This window comes from Cystobacter fuscus (genome assembly GCF_044360685.1).
GTDB lineage: Bacteria > Myxococcota > Myxococcia > Myxococcales > Myxococcaceae > Cystobacter > Cystobacter fuscus_C.
Genome location: NZ_CP043491.1, coordinates 3,190,079 through 3,209,876, shown reverse-complemented (window position 1 = coordinate 3,209,876; position 19,798 = coordinate 3,190,079). Strand labels below are relative to the sequence as shown.

General features: G+C 69.2%; 13 protein-coding genes. 4 read left to right on the top strand and 9 right to left on the bottom strand.

The features are described 5' to 3' along the window. Window positions 1-880: 880 nt before the first annotated feature. Entirely contained in the window at window positions 881-3,025 is a 2,145-nt protein-coding gene (locus tag F0U63_RS13265; RefSeq protein ID WP_395846260.1) for a carbohydrate-binding protein, read from the bottom strand. Between the two features lie 170 nt (window positions 3,026-3,195). Here F0U63_RS13265 and F0U63_RS13260 point away from each other — a divergent pair, with 170 nt between their 5' ends. Beyond that, entirely contained in the window at window positions 3,196-4,287 is a 1,092-nt protein-coding gene (locus F0U63_RS13260; RefSeq protein ID WP_395846259.1) for an ATP-dependent DNA ligase, read from the top strand. Between the two features lie 22 nt (window positions 4,288-4,309). Here F0U63_RS13260 and ligD read toward each other — a convergent pair whose 3' ends face one another. Further along, window positions 4,310-5,374, bottom strand: coding sequence for a non-homologous end-joining DNA ligase (ligD, locus tag F0U63_RS13255; RefSeq protein ID WP_395846258.1), 1,065 nt, complete (start codon window positions 5,372-5,374; stop codon window positions 4,310-4,312). A 131-nt stretch (window positions 5,375-5,505) separates the two neighbouring features. Between ligD and F0U63_RS13250 the strand changes: the two genes are divergently transcribed. After that, on the top strand, window positions 5,506-5,886 hold the full coding sequence (locus F0U63_RS13250; RefSeq protein WP_395846257.1) for a glutaredoxin domain-containing protein: 381 nt from the start codon (window positions 5,506-5,508) through the stop codon (window positions 5,884-5,886). Window positions 5,887-5,904: 18 nt separating this feature from the next. Here F0U63_RS13250 and F0U63_RS13245 read toward each other — a convergent pair whose 3' ends face one another. From F0U63_RS13245 to F0U63_RS13235, 3 genes are all read right to left on the bottom strand, one after another. Then, a complete protein-coding gene (locus F0U63_RS13245) occupies window positions 5,905-7,092 on the bottom strand; it encodes a heparin lyase I family protein (RefSeq protein ID WP_395846256.1) in 1,188 nt (395 codons plus the stop codon). Between the two features lie 294 nt (window positions 7,093-7,386). Continuing rightward, on the bottom strand, window positions 7,387-8,133 hold the full coding sequence (locus F0U63_RS13240) for a hypothetical protein (RefSeq protein ID WP_395846255.1): 747 nt from the start codon (window positions 8,131-8,133) through the stop codon (window positions 7,387-7,389). A gap of 11 nt (window positions 8,134-8,144) precedes the next feature. Beyond that, entirely contained in the window at window positions 8,145-10,253 is a 2,109-nt protein-coding gene (locus F0U63_RS13235) for a hypothetical protein (protein WP_395846254.1), read from the bottom strand. Between the two features lie 649 nt (window positions 10,254-10,902). Between F0U63_RS13235 and F0U63_RS13230 the strand changes: the two genes are divergently transcribed. After that, window positions 10,903-11,301, top strand: a complete 399-nt coding sequence (locus F0U63_RS13230; protein ID WP_395846253.1) for a hypothetical protein — start codon at window positions 10,903-10,905, stop codon at window positions 11,299-11,301. Between the two features lie 62 nt (window positions 11,302-11,363). On the opposite strand, the gene F0U63_RS13225 is transcribed toward F0U63_RS13230, so the two are convergent. The 3 genes from F0U63_RS13225 to F0U63_RS13215 form a co-directional block, all read right to left on the bottom strand. Next, entirely contained in the window at window positions 11,364-11,963 is a 600-nt protein-coding gene (locus tag F0U63_RS13225) for a TIGR02265 family protein (RefSeq protein WP_395846252.1), read from the bottom strand. Window positions 11,964-12,036: 73 nt separating this feature from the next. Continuing rightward, window positions 12,037-14,142, bottom strand: a complete 2,106-nt coding sequence (locus F0U63_RS13220) for an ATP-binding domain-containing protein (protein ID WP_395846251.1) — start codon at window positions 14,140-14,142, stop codon at window positions 12,037-12,039. Between the two features lie 64 nt (window positions 14,143-14,206). Beyond that, complete coding sequence (locus F0U63_RS13215; RefSeq protein WP_395846250.1) at window positions 14,207-14,749, bottom strand: DUF2780 domain-containing protein; 543 nt, start codon at window positions 14,747-14,749, stop codon at window positions 14,207-14,209. Between the two features lie 145 nt (window positions 14,750-14,894). Between F0U63_RS13215 and F0U63_RS13210 the strand changes: the two genes are divergently transcribed. After that, window positions 14,895-15,779, top strand: a complete 885-nt coding sequence (locus F0U63_RS13210) for a phosphate ABC transporter substrate-binding protein (protein WP_395846249.1) — start codon at window positions 14,895-14,897, stop codon at window positions 15,777-15,779. Between the two features lie 3 nt (window positions 15,780-15,782). On the opposite strand, the gene F0U63_RS13205 is transcribed toward F0U63_RS13210, so the two are convergent. Further along, the gene (locus F0U63_RS13205) at window positions 15,783-19,736 is read right to left on the bottom strand and encodes a serine/threonine-protein kinase PknK (RefSeq protein ID WP_395846248.1); all 3,954 of its coding nucleotides are present in this window, start codon (window positions 19,734-19,736) and stop codon (window positions 15,783-15,785) included. Window positions 19,737-19,798 lie beyond the last annotated feature (62 nt).

The following is a 19,798-nucleotide window of genomic DNA, read 5'->3' as shown; positions in this document are numbered from 1 at the left end:
GTGAATGCAGCTTCGTGCTGGGTGATGCTCACGGCCGCTGCTCGAATGGCACGTGCTTTATTGGATGCACCAATGACACCGAGTGCGATGCGACAGCCTTCGAGGTGTGCCACGAGGGGCAGTGCACCTTCGCCGGGTGCGAGAGTGATACTGAGTGCCGTGCCTACCTGGGCATCTCCAACACCCCGGACGATATTCGAGCGGTGTGCCGGTGATTCGACTTCATGTCAGCCACCGCGCCAGTGTGGTGGTGAGCAGGAAGTCCAGGAGGAAGATGGCCGCGCACCCCAGCACCACCTCGCTCGCCGCCGCCTTGACCCACCACCCTCGCCGCCCCGCTATTGCCTCAAGCAGGTGCGGAGGAGACGAGCGCGGGGCTTGAGGCAGTGGCCATTTCTACTCCCCCAAGCAGGTGCGGAGGAGAGGAGCGTGACGCGCCCTCAGTTAGGAGCAGAGGAGGCGAGCGTGGCGCCGGAGTGATGTTGAGGCTTACGCCGCCACAGCCAAGAGACCTGATGCCCCTGCCGCGCTCCTCATAGGAGGGCAGCCTGGGCAGGCATGCCCAAGGAGGCTGCGTGGCCTCTCCACCGGCCCGGCTCACAGCTCGGCCGGCACCCTTCAGCGGCCCTCCTCCGCCCCTCTGCACCAGCCCACCCCCTCAACACGGCCTCTATCCTGCCTATACGCATACGGATTTGGTCCAAATTTGGTCCGACAAGAACCGGTTTGGTTCCCCAAGATGCTCCACGCCTCCTCGTTAGGAGTGGGTTCGACTCAAGGCGGCGGGTAACTTCTAGTGGGAGCGGCGGGAATCCAACCCGCCGCCTCCACTGAGGTGTCCGGAGAGAGTCCTCCCACACGGGCCTGATGAGGAACCGCCTTATTGATGGCTCGTGGGATGCTCGACGGTCAGGGGAAGCTGTCCCTTGAACAACCGGTTGATGTCGCCCGCCAGCCGCAAATAGAAGTCCGAGGACACGGCGACCCCATCCGCGTCCAGGCTCAGGAAGTACTGGCTGGTGGGAAGCATCGAGCTGTTCTCCGCCCCCTTGGCAATGGCCGTCCCCTCATCGTACTCGTCGAACATGGCCACGTAGCCGGTCGAGACCCCCACGCGCTTGAGATCGTAGGCCTGCCGCCACATGAAGTCGCCGTGGAGCCGGGGGATCTGATTGCGCGGCCCCGCGTTCAGGTTGGCCCAGGAGAACCCCGGCCAGATGACCGCCTGGTAGGCGATTCCATACTGCTGCGTGTAGTTGAAGTCCGGCTGCCACTGGTTCGCCATGTAGTGGTCCGCGCCATCCAGCCCCCCGAAGCGGCCGACGAACCACGGGGAGATCATGTCCAGGGACCTGTAGACGTTCTCGAACCCCGCCCTCGAGTCGTTCGTGCCCGTCCGCCAGTAGGTGGGAACGCCACCGATGACATACAGGCCCTGGCCCTTGAACCAGTTGATGAGCTCCATGGCCTCGGCGGCCGTGCCAGGCCGATCGGTGAAACCGATTCCCCAGATGCAGACGACCCGCTTGCCGTTCTGCCTCGCGTAGGCGGGGGACGAGGTCAGCTGCATGGCATTGACCACCTGGGCCGTCCAGTCACGCTTGACCGCGGCCACCCAGTTGGTGGGGTTCATGCCCGTGATGTCATACATGACATAGAACTTCCTGCCGTAGGCCTCCGCCGCGTTCTTCACCTTCACCGCCACGCTGTCGCGGTTGGTCTTCCAGCCGTTCGGCGCATCGTTCTCGTCGGCGCCGAACCGCTGCAGGGCGGCTCCATCGATGTTGTAGGTCCGCATCCACTCGAAGTGCTTGTTGACCGTCTCCGGATCATAGGACGAGAAGAGCCGGGCGGGCTGCCCATTGGCCAGGTTCCCCAGATTGGTCGGGTACAGTTTGGTGTACTCCCGGAGGTCCGGGTAGATCTCGAAGTTGACGTTGGAGTTGGGCGTCGGCGCGCTGCTGTTCTTCGACCAGTGGATCCAACCGTTGTTCGGAGAGCCATCCCCGGCCGCGTTGAACCAGCCCTGATATCCCGCGAACAGCTTGCCGGCCACGTCGTTGCCGTCACCCGCCGCCGCCGTCGAGAACTTGAACCAGCTCACGTTGAAGAGGCCGCCCGTCCCCGTCCCCGTGAACTTCAGGTACAGGTTGTGCACGCCGCTCACGCCACTGATGGCGCAGGAACGGGTGGTCCAGGTCTGCCAGCCGCCCGTGGCCGGGACCGCGCAGGTCCCCGCGAGCGTTCCGGTCTGGCTGTCGAGCCGGACCTCGATATTGCCCCCTGCCCCGGCGCTGGCGACACGGGCCTCGAAGGTGTTCGCGCCGCCGCCGAAGTCCAGGTTGTTGAACGCGATGAAGTCGCCATCGTCGAGGAAGGCGACATCCTGTCCCCCTTCACTGCACGCCTCCAACTGCGTGCCCGACTGGCTGTCGTAGCTCGAGGCCGCCAACTGGCCGAGCGCGGAACGGGGAGTCGTCGTGGGGGCGGAGCCATAGACCTCGAACTCGGAGACCTGACCGCCCGTGGCGCCCGAGTTGGCCGTGAAGTCCAGCTTCACGTACCTCGCGCTGGTCGCCGTGAAGTTCAAGGTGACCGTATTGGCGCTCGGGCTGAACGTATAGGGGGCGGAAGCGAGCACCTGCGTATAGGTGACGTCGTCGGTGCTCTTCAGGACGGACAGGGTCTGCGTCCTGGCGCCCCAGGCCGTCGGTAGCTTCAAGACCACCTGGTTGAGGCTGTTCGCGCTGCCCAGATCGACCCGGATCCAGTTGGGATAGGCGTTGGCCGCACCCTCCCAATAGGTGGCTGGATTGCCATCGTTCGCGTTCGTCGCGACATAGACCTGCGTGTAGCTGCCCGCCGTGATCCCTTGCGCGTTGAGTCTCAGCGGGAGCGTGCTCGCCCCCACCTCACCGGCTGGATTCACATCGGGAGCCCGTGGCGGGCCGCCCTCGGGCGCGCAGGCCAGGACCGCCCACAACAGGCCTCCCACTCCAATCCACAACCCCCCACGGCTTCCCATCCGTCTCTTGAAGTTCAAAGCCACTCGAGCCTCCTCGTTTTTACTTGAATTTCAATTCTATCATGGAAAGTTACTTTCCCTGAAGGAAGGCCAGGAGCCGAGCAGGCACCAGCGGCGGAGGCCCCTGCTCCGGGTTGATCCCCGCTCGGGTCGGGTCCAACTTCCAGGACATGAAGCTGCCCGTCATGCCTCCGGTGTCGCCCATGCTCGCCAGGCTGGAGCGAGAACTCCCCGAGGAAGGCGAGGTGCTCTACGAGCCGAAATGGGACGGATTCCGCGCCATCGTCTATCGCGACGGGGACGAGGTCATCCTCGGCAGCCGCAACGAGCGGCCGATGACGCGCTACTTCCCCGAGCTCGTCGAGTCGCTCCGCACGCAGCTGCCGCGCCGCTGCGTCGTCGACGGTGAAATCGTCATCGTGGGCGAGGACGGTGGGCTCGATTTCGACGCGCTGTTGCAGCGCATCCACCCGGCGGCTTCACGCATCCGGAAGCTCGCGGTGGAGACCCCCGCCTCGTTCGTGGCGTTCGATCTGCTCGCGCTCGACAAGCGCGACGTACGGCCACGGCCCTTCCACGAGCGCAGGAAGTTGCTCGAGAAAGCGCTCGCGGGGGTCCGTGCGCCCATCCACCTCACCCCCGCCACGCGCAGCCGCGAGGTGGCCGAGGCCTGGTTCCGCCGCTTCGAGGGCGCCGGGCTCGATGGGGTCGTCGTCAAGCCGCTCGCCCTGCCCTACCTCGAAGGCAAGCGCGAGATGTACAAGGTGAAGCATGAGCGCACCGCGGACTGCGTCGTCGGTGGCTTTCGCTGGCACAAGGACGGCCAGGGCATCGGCTCGTTGGTGCTCGGCCTCTACGATGAGCAAGGCGCTCTGAACCACGCGGGCGTCGCGACGGGGTTCACCGCGAAGCAGCGGGTGGAGCTCGCCAGGAAGCTCGAGCCATACCGGAAGCGGGCGATGGAGACGCACCCCTGGCGCGAGTGGGCGGAGGTGGAGGACGACGCGGTCCGGATGCCGGGGGCCCAGAGCCGCTGGAGCGCGCAGCGCGACCCGAGCTGGGAGCCCGTGCGCCCGGAGCTCGTCGTCGAGGTGGCGTACGACCACCTGCAGGGCATGCGCTTTCGGCACGCCACGCACTTGCGAAGGTGGCGCCCGGACCGGACGCCGCGCTCGTGCACCTACGCGCAATTGGAGCGCTCGGTCCCGGCCGAGCTCGCCGAGGTCTTCTCCTCCGAGCTCGAGGGCGCCTCGGCCCATTGAATGCGCCGTTCCCCGGGTCGGCTCAATGGCTTCCGCCGCGACGCGGCTGTCGCTTCGCCCGGGCCGCGAGCGCCGGTTTCGCGAGGCGAGCACCCGCGCGAGGCGGCGCACGGAGCGGTTCGTCCTCCTGCTTGTCGAAGTGCGGAGGAAAGGGAGCCTCACCAAGCCCCTCGGCTTTCTGTCGCTCGAAGAGTTCGAGCAGGCTGTCGAGCGTGAAGGCACGCGCATCCATCTTTTCCCAGACGTCGCCGAGCTTCTTGTAGCGCCGGGGCACCGTGGCGAGCGTGAGCTCCTCGGGCTCCACGTCCGCGACCTCGTCCCAGCGCAGCGGGCAGGACACGCGCGCTTCGGGGTTGGCTCGCACGGAATAGACAGACGCGATGGTCCTGTCCTTCGCGTTCTGGTTGAAGTCCACGAACACCCGCCGGCCGCGCTCCTTCTTCCACCAGGCGCTCGTCGCCTTGCGCGGCATGCGCCGCTCCACCTCACGCGCGAGCGCGAGCGCGGCGTGGCGAACCTGGGTGAAGTCCCAGTGCGGTGCGATCCGGACGTAGACGTGCATGCCGCGTGACCCGGACGTCTTCGGGTACCCCACGAGCCCGTGCTCCTCGAGCACCTCGCGCACGCACAGGGCCACCTCGCGCACGGAGGAAAAGCGCACGCCCGGCTGCGGATCGAGGTCGATGCGGAGCTCGTCCGGGTGCGCGAGGTCGCTCCGGCGGACCGGATGCGGGTTGAAGTCCAGACAGCCGAGGTTCACCGCCCAGACGACGTGCGCCAGGTCCACCGGGCAGAACTCGTCCGCGCTCCGGCCGCTGGGAAAAGTCACATGGGCGGTCTGGAGCCACTCGGGCGCGCCGGGCGGAACCCGCTTCTGGAAGAAGAAGGCCCCTTCGGCGCCGTCCGGGTAGCGCTTGAGGGCGCACGGGCGCTCGCGGACGCCGCGGAGCACGCCTTCTCCGACGGCCAGGTAGTACTCGATGAGGTCGAGCTTCGTCTCGCCGCGCGCGGAGAAGAAGACCTTCTCCGGCCGACTGATGCGCACGGGACGGCCCGCGACCTCCAGGTGGGTGAACTCGTCGGACATGTCCTCAAGGTAAGTCCATATCCGAGACGGGTGGCCGGGGTGAGGGTGGGAGCGCCCGGCTGTCCGGCGGCCGAGCAGGACTCACGGTTCACTCGACGTCCGGGGAAGGACCCGCTTAAGGTGCGTGGCCCATGACTACTCCCCGTCCCCTTCTCTCCGACGACAAACGCGCGCCCGCCGTGGCCGAGGCGATGGCCGGCTTCCACCGGGACATCGTCGATCAGGTCCGCACCACCGTGGAGCGCGAGCCCGTGGTGGTGGTGGGCATGGCGCAGAATCCCTTCGTCAAGAAGGTGCGCCAGGCCCTCACCGAAGCGGGCATCACCTTCACCTACCTCGAGTACGGCAGCTACTTCGCCAAGTGGAAGGAGCGGCTCGCCATCAAGATGTGGAGCGGCTGGCCCACCTTCCCCCAGGTCTACGTGCGCGGCGTGCTCATCGGCGGCCACGACGACACGCTCAAGGCCCTGAAGGATGGCTCCCTGCGCGAGCGGCTCGGGCCCAAGGCCTGAGCCACCCGGGGCCGGGGCCTACTGCACGTCCTGCAGGCTCCGGCCCTGCACCCACGCGTCGTGGTACACCACGCCGGTCTGCGCGATGGAGCTGTTGCGATACAGGCCGACCTTCAAGTAGTTCGTCTGCCCCGAGTACATCGTCGCGCCGTAGCGCTTGGGCAGCTCGAGCTTGCCATTGCGGTAGAGTTCCACGAAGCCCGTGCCCGACTTGGACGACCACTTCACGTGGAAGATGAAGTCCTGCCACTGCCCGCGCACCAGCGGGGCGCTCCACACCACGGTGCTGCCCTGCAGGCGCAGGTACATCGTCTCTCCGTTGACGTAGAACTCCACCGGCGGCGAGCCGCTGTCACCGCTCTGGTGCCACTGGGTGAAGAGCTGCCACGTCTTGGCGCTCGGGAAGTCCGAGGCGAACATCGTGCTCCACCGGTAGTAGTACTCGTCGCCCTCCTTCTCGTTCGTCATCTTCACCAGCTCGTTGCGGTTGCCGCTCGCGCTGATGGGATTGTCGCCCTGCTTCACCGTCACCTTGATGGCGTAGCTGCCCTGGCGCGACGGCGAGGACACCACCTGGAGCCGGTCCGAGCTGACCATCTGCGTCCGGGTCCACTGCGTGCGATCGCCCGTATCGAAGTCACCCCGCCACACCACGCCACTGCCGCTGGACGACTCGGAGGCCACACCGCACGCCCGGGCCTCGGCGATGCTCGCCCAGTCGTTCTGGGAGTTGCTCTTGAAGGTGATGCGCAGCCGGCGCGCGGACGTGGGGGAGAACGTATAGGTCTCCGCCGCCGTCGTCTTGCCCGAGCTCGTGCCCGAGTAGACGGTCGTGTAGCTCATCCCGTCCAGGGACACGGACATCGAGAAGGTATTGGTGCGCAGGTTGCCCTGGTGCCAGGCGATGGCCGCACCGGACACGGTGCGCGTCGAGCCCAGGTCGTAGTCAATCCACGAGCCCGCGCCCTGGTTGCTCCAGCGTGTCCCCATCTGGTCATCCAGGGTGTTCTGCGGGCCGTTTCCATCATTGCCGGAGGCCAGGACCGAGGCCGCGGAGAGCGTGGTGCAATTCGACGCGCTCAGCGCATCCGCCGTGGCGCCCATCGTCTGGAAGAACTCGTCGGCTTCCCCTTGTTCATCAGGAAGTCCGCAACCGAGACCAGCGAGGGCGAACAGGGCTTCAACCAGCAGGAGGGTCTTCTTCAAAATGAGGCTCTCCGGGGGGATAGGGCAGACAGGGGGTGAAACCGGACCGCGACACACGGCCGGTGGGGGGGATGAACAGTCTGGCTTTCGGACGCGGGACTCTCGTTGTGCCAATCGGGAACCGGCCCGATCAACGAGAGCGGATGTAACCGCGTGTGTGACTTTGACTCCCAGCCCAGACACCCGTGAAATCACGGGTGAATGAGACGCGCGGGAGCATCCCCTATCTTTGTATCCCAATCAACACCACGCCCCCGAGCCCGGGTGCAGGGCGAGGAGGCAGGCATTGCGGCCTCACGCCACGGAGCGCAGCGGCGTGGGCTGGTTCTCCGCGATGCGCAGACAATCCCCCAGGAAGCGGATGTAGGCATTGAGCGCCCGCGCGCCCGCCTCGGCGTAGATGCGCGCATTGTCGGGCGAGCGGGAGATGGCCTCCTCCAACAGCTTCTCGTTGAGCAGGGTATGGCCCACGTCCACCGCCACGTGCTCGGCCATGAAGGAGAGCAGTGAGGAGACCTCGGTGCCCAGCACGCTGTCCACCTGCTTCATCAGACGGGGCCCGAAGTAGACGGCGAGGTAGCCCACCTCGCGCTCGATGGCGATCTGCCCCACGGGGAAGTCCCCCTCGATGGTCTCGTCATGGAGCTGGCGGTAGCTCTTCATGGAGTCGGTGGGGGACTGGGCGATCAGGTCCTCCACCCTCAACGCGGGCGGCGGCTGATGGGCATTCCAATGCCTGACGAGGGCGTGGGTGTCCTCGAGCGTCATCAGGTGGTGGCCCGTCTCGCTCTTGGCGTGGATGATGAGCGCGTTGCCAATCTTCTGCATTCCCTTCTCGATGCAGCGCTGGCCCGTGCGGCGGATCCACCCGTCCACCGGCTCGGTCATGTACACCGCGCGCGCCATCCACTCGATGAGGAAGCGCTCGAGGACCCTCGGCTCGATGGAGGGCGAGAGCAGCCGGCACAGGGCGGGATCGGTATCCAGACGGGCGCGGGCCTTCACGGCGTGGGGCTCGTACAGCTTCTTCAGCAGTTCCATGGTGGACTCCTTCAGGGCACGGCGTGAGGGGTTGAACGGGAACGGCCAGCGGACTGCTCCTGGATGTGTTCCAGGAATTCGGGAACGAGCGAGGCGGAGATGATCCACAGGACGGGCTGGGTGGACGGATCATCGTGCAGGCGGGCGGCGGAGGCGTACGCGCCGTCGTCCTCGCACAGGTAGACGAAGGAGGTGCGCTCGCGCAGGGCGAACCAGCCGCGCGCCTCGTCCAGCAGCGCCACGTAGGCCTCCTTGCCCTCGGGCGACAGGGGAAAGAGGCGGGCCGAGTCGAGCAGGCGGAAGAGGTTGGCGCCGGGCTGCCCCAGCTCGAGCACCAGGGCCGCCAGCGGCAGGCCGTGGCGCCGGGCCACGAGGATGCGCCGCTCGCGCTGCAGCCCCGCCTCCCACCAGGTGCGCGACGCGCCCCGCATCTCCAGGCGCTCCCGGGTCAAGTCCAACGCCTCGGCGTAGCAGGCGGGCCGCGTGCGGGCGATCTCCCGCGCCAGCAGCAGCTTCTCCCCCATGGACGCGGGGGCGATCTCCAGATCGCCCACGGGCAGGCCGCTCGGCTCCGAGCACTCCACGTCCATCAGCCGCACGTTCATCACCAGCGACTGCCCGCTTGACGCCATGCGCTCGGCGAAGCGCACGTGCGTGCGGCGCACCCAGGGCACGGTCGACTCGGCGTAGCTGAACAACCAGCGGAACTCCGGGTCGCCCTGGGAGTGCTCCACCGTGCGCTGGTAGACGTCGCGCAGCGTCTGTCCCGGCGTCTCCGGGGCATGGGCGGGCTTGCCGGGCCGACGGCCCAGTTGGTGCAGCATCCAGGAGGACTGGTACAGCTTGAGCGAGGAGATCGACGCCTCCACGCCCCGCTCCGAGGGCCACACCGTCTGGCAGGACAGGAGGGGAAGCCGCGCGACGCGGGTATTCATGTCCATGAAGTCGCGGCGCAACGCCTCGAAGTGCTCGGACGTCTTGCCCGCCAGATTGAAGTAGCCCGAGGCGGCGTACAGCTCCCACAGCGGCTCGAGCCAGTCCTCGCTGGTGCGCGTGGAGGGGCAGAGCGACTGGGAGACGAGCTTCATCCACCGCAGGCTGTCGCGCTCGGAGCACGGCCGGACCTCGAGCCCACACAGCCGCCGGCCATCCGTCTGGGAAAAGGAGACGTGGCGCACCTCGCAGCGCAGGTCGATGCGCTCGCCCCGCGCCGTCTCCAGCTCCAGCGGCAGGAAGAGTCCCGGGAAGAGCAGATCCTCGGCGCCGCTGAGCAGCCCCAGGCCGGAGTAGGAGAGATCCACCGCCTCGCGCTCGAGCCACCCCAGCTCCGTCCAGAGCGGATGGGCGAAGCGCACGCGCAGCCCCGCGGGCGCCGGCACGCGGCGGTGCCAGCGGTGACGCACCCGCCACAGCCGCTCGGGAAGCGGGGTCACCCAGTGCTCGCCCCGCCCGGCGGGGGGCGCCAGGCGCATCCGGTAGGCGGAGTTGTACCCCACCACTTCCACCTCACAGGGGGGCTCGCCCCAGCGCGCGAGCGGCTCGGCGCAACGCCAGAACAGCAGGCCCCGCTCCGCGTCCATCCGCTCCAGCACCAGCCGCACCATCCGGCCGGGCTCGCGCAGGACGGCCTTGTTGTTCACCGCGGCGATCATCCCGAGGAGGGTCGCGATGCGCTCGGGGTCGGAGATCTCCTCCTGCACGGGGAGCGGAGACGCCTCGGGCAGGGCGCCCCCGTGCCGCAGCCGCTCCTCCATCATCGTCAGGAGGGCCCGCCCCTGGGCCGGCGAGACATCCACGAGCCGGATGCCCAGCATGGAGTCCTCGCCTCCGGCCTGCTGCCAGTGCAGCTCCCCCGACAAGGGCCCGAGAGAGGCCGAGCCTGTCTCCAGACACACCCGCAGCGCGCCATCGGACGGCCAGGACTCCACGCGCGACTCGGACCGGGCCCACACCGACGCGGGACTCAGCAGGGTCGCCGGCCCCAGGCGCCGTCCTCCCAGCTCGGGAAGCACCACCTGGATTTCACCAGGGGCCGACAGTGAGTAGCCCGAGTAGGGGCTGGTCACGGCGACCCTCCCCGTGGGCAGGGAGCGTGCCGGCCGATCCGAGATGGCGTTCATGGCGGGGTTCCTTTCGAACCGTTCAATCTCTCTCACAAACCAATAACGGGTCTCCGCGATTGTCGTCAAGCCAACCCGCTAGTCTTTGCAACTGTCTGGGATGAAAAACCTTGTCACGCGAAAGCTCCGCCCTGGCCGCGTCGGATTTCCCGGCCTCCACCCGCTCGCGGCATACGCCGAGGGATCCTCGTCCGTGGGAATTCCCGAACCCCTCGTCAATCCCATACAAGGGAATCAAGCTCTCACCGGGCCCGCCACGCTGACAGGGATTGGCGAGGAACACCGGGACTCCGGCGGAAGGCCAGGAGGGACGGTTGGGCGAAGAGTCCGGGGATGGCGGGACCGAGCGGACGAAGGCCAGGGCCCGGGGGACTCGACGACCCCCTCCCGGAGGGCACCCGCGCCCGCGGTCCCGTCCACACGCCAACAGGGAGCGCCACGCGTGCCCGTCCACCAGGCAGGCGACCCATGAGGAGGACTCAACCCCCTGAAATCACGGGGGACTTCCTCCTCCCGGCCCGCCGCCGGGGGCCCGGCGCCCCCTCGGGGAGGGGGAAAGTGGGGTGAATCAGCACCCCCCTCGCAACTTTTCCCAAAGCTTGGGAGATAATCCCCTCAACGCTGTACCCAACCTATTGGCAGGTGCGTCATGACCGCTCCCATCAACAACACCCCTCGCGCCACCGGCGTGGCCTCCACCACGCCGAGCGAAGTGCGCTTGAACCTCACCGGGAAGTCCACCCTGGAGGAAGTGACCGAGGGACTGCAGAAGTACGGCCTGGATGAGGCCAGCGCCAAGGCGTACGCGCTCCAGGTCGGCTCCATCCAGAGCAAGGAGAGCCAGAGCGCGGTCTACCGGAAGGTCGAGCAGAACGTGAACAAGTTCCTGAAGGCCAATCCGAACGCGACCGAGGAGGAGATCTCCAAGGAGGCCAAGAAGCACCTGATGGCCCAGACGCTCATGTACAAGCACGTGGAGAGGAGCATCATGGAGATGGCGCAGAAGTCCATCGAGCGCATCCGCGACACGTTCTCGGAAAACAACTGAGCGTGCCTGGTGCCCGGAGTCCCCTCGGGTGACTCCGGCGCGCCACCCGGCGCCCCGCGCGCCTACCAGTCCAGACGTACGAGAAAGCTGCTGGCGTCCTCATCCGTCACGCTGATCTCGTACTTCAACTGGCCCTGCTCCAGCGAGAAGGCGGCCCTCACGCTCGCCAGCACCATGCCCGTGTTCCAGGCCGGGCCAATCAAATCCTGAATGAAGCGCAGTTCCCCGGAGCCAGGGGTGACCCGGCGGTAGGAGTGCTCGCCGAAGTTGACCGCCTGCGCGGCCGCGTTGGGAATGCCTTCCAGGGCCCGATGCATGCCCGACACCGTGGACACCCTGGCGCGCACCCGGCCCACCGAGCTGCGCACATACGAGGACCCCGCGGTCCACCCGCTCTGGAAGAGCGCCTCGCCATAGGGCACTCCCTGCACCTGCGCCGCCTGCCCGATGACATCGAGCATCTCCAGCATGGCCTTCACCGGGTAGCGGTAGTTCTCCAGCAGTTGCCCATCCTCGGCGAGGTGCCGACGGGCCTGTTCGACCACCTGCGGCCCATAGGCCCCGGCCGAGGCGAGCACCGACTCCAAGAACAACCCAGGAACCATCTGCTCCCGCCGACATCTGGCCAGCCGAGACAACAGCTGTGGGCGGGTCTCCATCATGGGGGCGGCATTCTGTCACAAATCGATACATCCCGTCTCGACAGATCGATTCCGACGTCCCCCCCCCGTCCCGCTAGACGCCGGCGAGCAGGGGGGAGCGCACGCCCGCCGAAACCAACCAGAGCTGGTGGGAGGCCCGGGTGATCGCGATGTGCAGACGGCGGCGTGCCTCGTCATGGGACGGATAGGCCTGGGCGGTGGCGTCTGGAATGACGACGTAGTCGAACTCGAGGCCCTTCACGTTGTCCACGTCCGTCACGTCCACCCCCGGCTCGAAGGAGAAGTCTCCCTCCAGCACGAGGCGCGCCCAGGACATGTCCGAGATGACGCGATGGAAGGCCCGGGCCTGCTCGCGGCCACTGGCGATGACGGCGACGGAGGCCTGGGGCTCGCGCTCCAGCAAGTCCCGGAGCGCCTCGCCGATGAACAGCCAGGCCTGGGCCTCGTCCGGGAAGTGGTGCAGCCCCACGGGCGCCCCCTCCCGCCCCGCCGTGGGCGGCTCGCCCGGGGCCTGCGTGCCCAACACCTGACGCGCCAGCGCGGTGATGGGCGCCGGGCACCGGTAGGACACCTGCAACCGGCAGGTGGCCGCGTCCTGGATGCCCAGCTCCGCGAGCACCGCCGGCCACCCCGCGAAGCTCGTCGAGGTCTGCTGCATCTCGTCGCCCGCCAGCGTGCAGCTGCGCGCCTCCCCCAGGAGCCGCCCCACCACGAACAGCTCCACCAGCGAGAAGTCCTCGGTCTCATCCAGCACGACGTGCACCAGCCGCCCCACCGCGCCCAGGTTGCCCGCCTGCGCCCGGAGGAACAGCAGCAGCGGCAGATCCTCCACGTCCACCGTGCCTGCCAGCTCGTCCGGGGTGTCGCTCTCCAGGGACTTGCCATCCAGTGTCTGCAGCCGGTCGGGATCCACGCCCTCCAGCTCGTGGGCGATGGGCGTGGCGATCTGCAACATCGTGTGCCGCACCGTCTCGTCCACGGACGTGCTCGGCAGATCCCCCCCGGAATGGGCGACGACATTCTCCAGGAAGCGCCGGTCCGTGAAGAGCTCCGCGAGCCGCTTGCGCAGGCGCGGCAGGGCCGTGGCGGACGAGGACAGCACCCCCAGCCGGGCCGAGAGCGCGCGGCGCAGGGCCGGGTGGCGCTTGAGCTTCGCGACGAGCGGCGGGGTGTCCTCCCAGGGCTTGAGGGCCTTGGCGCCAAACGCCACGCGCGCGGTCAGCGCGGCCCACGAGTCCAGCGTCTCGACGGACACCTTGCCCAGGCCCAGTGGCGCGAGCAGCCGCCGGGAAAGCCGGGCCAGTCCCTCCTCGGGGACGATGACCTTCATGCGCGACTCGGGGTAGCGCTCCGCCTCGTCGAAGGCGATCTTCGCCAGCCGGTGCAGCGCCACCGTCGTCTTTCCACTGCCCGCGCTGCCCAGCACCAGCAGGGGCTGGTCCGCCGCCACGTTCACCGCCTCGAACTGCTCGGCGTCCAGCAGGGCCGTCACGTCCAGGGCCCCCTCGCGCCGCGCCGTCCCCCGCCCCACCCCGAGCTGGCCCGGCCGCACCGCCGTCCCCGTGCCCCCCTCGAGCTGCGAGCCCCACCCCGTCCCCAGCCGCCGCCACACGCCCCCGGGGCCCCGCACCAGCACGCGCGTGCCCACCTGCACGCGGCTGAGAATCCCCCGCTCGATGACCACCAGGCGGCGCACCTTCACCGTCCCCTCGGACAGCCGCTCGCCGAACCACTCCTCGTACGAGTCCCCTTCCCCGTACAGGTAGAAGACACGCGCCACCGGAGCGAAGCGCCAGTCGATGATGCGCACGTCCGCGGACACGTCCGCGAAGCTCGTGCGGCCCAGGAGATAGTCCCGGTCCCCCGTCGTCCCGGCCACCCGCAGGTGGGCGAAGTACGGGGCGCCGAGCTCCGGCAGCCGCGCCGTCTCCTGGCGCTCGAGCAGGGCGCGCGTCTGATCCATCTGGAAGAACAGGTGCGGCAGGTCCGCCACGGCCGCCGTGGCCGCGTCGTCGCGCAGCTCCTGGAGCCGGGTGATGAGATCCTCTGTCTCCTGCTTGCGATGGCCACTGCGCAGCCTCGCGCCCTCCACCGCGGCGAGGACGCGGCGCAGGACCGCCTCCTCCTCCGCGATGATGGCCAGCTCCTCGGGGGACAGCTCTCCGTCAGGCGTGCTCATGTGGGCGGGCAAGGTGACGCGGGGAGGGCACGGGGTCAACCCTCGCGCACGCTCCCCCAGAGGCTCAGCGCAGCAGACCGCCCAACAGACCCCCCAGGCCCCCGCCCCCCGGCGTCCCCCCGCCCTCCGGCGGCTTGTTGCCCCCCGTGAGCTGGGTCAGCACGGGCATCACCGTGAGGATGCCGCTCACGAGCTTGGGATCCAGCCGGGACTTGAGGAAGTCCAGCAGCAGGGGCGCCACCAGCGCCGCCTTGCCCGCGTCGAGGTTGAAGCGCTGGAGCAAGGCCACGATGCCCGCGATCTCGCCCGCGTGTCCCACCGCGCCGCCCAGCGCCCCCATCAGGCCGCCTCCGGAGGCGCCCTGGGCCTGCCCCCCGAGCAGTCCGCCCAGTGCCCCCATCAACCCCCCACCCGCCTCGGACTGGGGCTGCGCCTGCTGCTGCCAGGTCTGCATCTCGGGAATCGACTGGCCCAGCTGCTCCGCCGCCTCGGGGCTGATCTTCTCCTTCACCGTGCCCTGCACCAGCTTGAGCAGCGAGCCCGCGAGCCCCTGCGCCTGGTTCGAATCCACACCCAATTGCTGAGAAAGCTGCCCAATGAAGTCCATGGCGTCCGCTCCTTGCCGTCCTCGGATGCCGCGGTTGTAGCGGACCCGCCGCGCTTCCCCCAACCCCGGTCACATCCGTGTCACGAAAGTGACGTCCTTTGCCCGACGGATGGCGGGAGCGCGCTCGCGTGTATCCTCGGGGGCCATGAGATGGCCCCACTGCCGCCCGCTGCTCCTCCCGCTCGTGCTGCTCGCCCTGCTCGGCGGCTGCAGGCGCCCCACGAGCGCCCCCGACGAGAAGGCGAGCGCTCCGGCGCCCGGCTCCCTGGGCACCGTCACCGTGAAGGGGTCGGATACCCTCGTCGTGCTCGGACAGCGCTGGGCCGAGCAGTTCATGAAGGACCATCCCGGGGCGCGCATCCAGGTGACGGGGGGCGGCTCGGGCACGGGCATCGCCGCGCTCATCAACGGTACCACCGACATCGCCATGTCCAGCCGGCCCCTGCAGGACGCCGAGCGACAACAGGCGCGGCGGCGCTGGCCCCGCGGCCCCGTGGAGCTGGCCGTGGCCCGCGACGGCATCACCTTCTATGTCCATGAGAGCAACCCCGTGGACAGCCTCTCCCTGGCCCAGCTCCAGGCCATCTACCTGGGGGACGCGCGCAACTGGAAGGACGTGGGCGGCGCGGACGCCCCCATCATCGTCTACTCGCGCGAGAGCTCCTCGGGCACCTATGTCTTCGTCAAGGACGCGGTGCTCAAGGGCCAGGACTTCACCGAGCGCGCCCAGACGCTGCCAGGCACCGCGGCCGTGGTGAACGCCGTCTCCCTCGAGCCGCATGGCATTGGCTATGGCGGCGTCGCCTACGCCCGGGGCGTCAAGGAATTGAAGGTGCGCGTGGGCGAGCAGGACGAGGCGGTGCCCCCCACCCCCGCCACCCTCCAGTCCGGCGCCTACCCCCTGTCGAGAGAGCTCTACTTCGAGCTGCCCCGGGAGCCCACCGGGCTCACGCGCACCTTCATCGACTACGTCCTGTCCCCCGAGGGGCAGGGGCTCGTCACCGACGCGGGCTTCTTCCCGGTGAAGTAGCGCTCACGCGAGCCCGTCCACGCTGGCGTCTCCCCAGCACTCCCGGGCCAGCGCCACCACCCGGACGTTCTCGGGCACCTCGCGCAGGAAGCGCGCACGGTGGGCGGGCTCGGGGATGTCCGCGGCCCGGGCCCGCACGCACTCCAGGGCCTGGCGCAGCGCGGACTCCGCCTGCTCCCGGGCGCCCTCGCGCAGGCACGCCTCCGCCAGCGCCAGGTACATGGCGACCGCGTAGACGCCCTCGCCGCGGTTGCGCTCCAGCTCGTGCACCCCGAGCACCGCCTCTTCCCGCGCCTGCGCCACGTTGCCCCGGGCGAGCAGCACGGTGCTGAGCACGCCCCGCGCGAAGACCACGTCGGCCTGGAAGGGCGTCAGCAGCGCGCACGCCTTGCGCGCGTGCGCCTCGGCCTCCGCCAGCGTCTCCGGATCACTCCAGGTCTTCGCCAGCACGGCGTGCGACACGCCCTGGCGGAACAAGGCCAGGCCCTCATCCAACCCCTCGCGCGCCAGCACATGCGCTTCCCGGCGGTGCTCCGGATCCGCGCTGCCGGCCAGCAGCACGCTGCGATACGCCAGGGCCGAGCCCACCACGAGGTGCTCCTCCAACCGCCGTCCCGTGGCCAGCACCTCGCGCATGCGCTCCAGGGCTCCGGGCATGTCGCCCACGGCCCCCAGCGCCAGGGACACGCAGGTCTGCACGATGAGCGCGTCGCGCTCCATGCCGAGCTTGCGGAACAGGCGCGTGCCTTCCTCGGCCAGCACGAAGGCCGTCCAGGGCCGCGGCGCGAAGAGGTAGTGGAAGAAGCCATCCATGTAACACGTCCAGGCCCGCGCCACCCCTTCCTTGGCCATGCCCCGCATCCGCTCGAGCCACGCTTCCAGCTCCCACCGCGCTCCCGAGTACACGAGCGACAGGCCCAGACACGCCAGGGCCCAGTGGTGGGCGTCCACCGCATCCGGCAGGGGCACGGTGTTCCACAGGCTGGCGTTCAACCGGGCCGCCTTCTCCGCGTCCATTCCCAGGTAGGCGCCCCCCACGATCTGTCCGCCCACCAACCAGCACCACAGCCGGCTGCCGGGCTCCAGCTCGTCCAACACCGCGGAACCGAGCGACAACGAGCGCACCAGATCGTCCATCCAGAACGCCACCACCGCCTGGAGCGCGCGCAGGTGAACGGAGCGCTCCCCCTCCACCCCGCAGGCCAGCGCCTCCACCACGCAGCGCATCGTCCCCGGCAGATCGTACAGGGCGAAGAGCCGCTCGGCCGCCAGGGAGTAGTAGTGCACCGCGCGCTCGGGTTGTCCGCCGCGTTGATGGTGCGTGGCGAGCACCAGCGGATCCATCCCGCCCATCCGCTCCAGCCAGTCCGCCGCCAACCGGTGGCCTTCCGGACGGTAGACGTCGGACAGCAGGCCATAGGCCGCTTCCTGGAGGAGCGCGTGGCGGAAGCGGTAGCTCGTCTCGGTCGGCATCGCGTTGTCGGACCGCGGCTCGATGACCTCTTGATCCATGAGCGTGCGCAGGTGGCCCTCCAGCATCGCCTTGGAGACCTGGTCGCCCAACAACTCGCCCAGGCCTCCCGACCAGAAGTCGCGGCCGAAGATGCTGGCCGCCAGCAGGACCTGGCGCACGCCGGACTCCATCCGCATCAGGCGCGCCTGGAGCACCGCCAGCACCGTCTCCGGCGCCTCCGTCCCCCGCCCCTCGGACGCCACGCGGATGAGCTCCTCCAGGAAGAGCGCGTTGCCGTCGGCCATCTCCACCGCCCAGCGCACCACACTCTCCTCGACCCGCGAGCCCAGCACCTCCCGGACGAGCCGCGCGCTCGCCTTGCGGCTCAGGCCCTGCAGCGGCACCTCCTGGAAGCGCCGCGTCCAGGGGAAGGGAAACTGATCCTTCACCTCGGGCCGCGCCAGGGCCAGCACCCCGAAGGGCTGCTCGGCCAGATCCCTCAAGAGCGCGTCCACCCGCCGCACCGTCAGCGCGTCGCTCCAGTGCAGATCCTCCAGCACCAGCAACACCGGGTGCTGGGCACACTCCGCCTCGAGGAAGGTCACCAGCGCCCGCTCCACCTGGGTGCTCATCAGCCGCGGATCATTGCGCGCGGCGCGCAGCAACGGATCATCCTCCTCGTCGATCATGGGCACGGCGCACAGCTCGCCGATGAACTCCACCGTCCCCTCGGCCCGCGCCTCCGGCAGGTACCGCGAGATGCGCTCGCGCAACCGCTCGCGCTGCACCTGCAGGGGCTCGCCCTCCATGATGCCGCACAGCCGCCGGAACACCTGTCCGAGCAGGCCGGAGGCCACGCCCGCGCTCATCGGCTCCCCGCGGCCCAGCAGCACCAGGGTCCGCGGCGCGTCGCGCTCCATGCGGCGCAGGAACTCATGGCGCAACCGGGACTTGCCCGTGCCCGCGGGAGCCGTCACCAGCACCGCCTTCGCGACGGACTCCTCCGCGCTGCCCTTGAAGGTGAACTCCAGCAGGGACAACTCCTGATCCCGGCCCACGCACGGCGTGGGCTTGCCCAACAACAGCCGGGACTCGTCCACGCCGAGCTGCTCGCCCCGCAGCACGAACATGCCCTGCTCCACGCGCGACAACTGGAAGCCCGGGCCCAGCAGCCCCGCGGTGGTCTCGTCCATCACCACCGGGCCGGAGCCCTGCTCCTTGCCCATGTGGCGCAGCAGCTCTCCGGCGCGATCCATGGCGTTGCCCACCGGCAGGCGCTCGTTGAGCATCCCCACGCCGGTGACGAGCACCACCGAGGCCTCGGGCCAGTGCTCCTTGAAGGACAGGGCGGAGCGGGCCGCCACCGCCGCCTGATCCGTGGCGGTGCCGCGCTCGGGCATCACCGTGGCCACCAGCGAGCCGTCCGCCAGCAACTCCACCTGCGCCCCCGAGTTCTTGAGGGCCGCGCGCAGGGCATCCCGGGGCGCCGAGCCCGGCTTGAGCACCTGGGTCGCCCCCTCCGGGCCGGGCGTGTGGGTCGACACCAGCAGCACGCTGAAGAGCTTCTGCTCGGCGCCCGCCATGCCGGAGGCGGAAGGGAGCGTCGCGGAGGACAGCAGGCGGGGCACGGTGTCCAGCTCCGCCATCAGGCGCAACAACTGGTCGGCATCGGCGGGCCGGCGCGCGAGATCCTTGGCCAGCATCCGATCCACCAGCGCGCGCAGTCCCTGGGGCAGGTCCGGACGCAGCCTGCGCAGGGGCACGGGGTCGGCGAAGAGGATCTTCGCCAGCACGGCGGCGAAGTGCGGGGCCGAGAAGGGCGGCTGGCCCGTGAGGCACTCGTAGAGCACGCACCCCAGCGAGAAGATGTCCGCCGCGGGGGGGATCTCGTCCTGGCTCGAGGCCTGCTCGGGCGCCATGTAACCCGGAGTGCCCACCACCGTGCCGGCCACGGTGACCGCATCCAGCGAGGGCGCGGCGTAGCGCGCCAGCCCGAAGTCCAGCAGCACCACGTCCTCGGGGCGGCCCGCGCGCAGGAAGAGGTTGGAGGGCTTGATGTCGCGGTGGACCACGCCCTGGCGATGGGCCACGGCGAGGCCCTCGGTGGCCCGGCGCACCATCGCCACGCTCTCCGTGGGGCTCAACGGCCCGCGATGCAGGCGGTGCGAGAGTTCTTCCCCCTCGAGCCACTCCATCGCCAGGTAGGGTGGACCTTCCGCGAGCGTGCCATGTGCCACGTGGCCGACGATGGCGGGATGGACCAGGCCCTCGAGCAGCTGGGCCTCGCGGTTGAAGCGCATCGCCGCGTCCGCCGAGGCGCCCACCAGCAACAACTTGAGGGCCACCTGCCGGCCGGTGACTTGATCCAGCGCCCGGTAGACGAACCCCATGCCACCACTGCCCGCGAGGTCCTGGATGACGAAGCGGTCGGCGACCGTCCAACCCGCGGGAAGGACCGCGGGAGCCAACCCGGGAGGTGATGGAACCGTCTTGTCGTTTTCCATGAGAAGAGCGCGGGTCAATCCATATCATGCGTCCCTGTCCAGCCGCTGTCCGACTGAAGCTC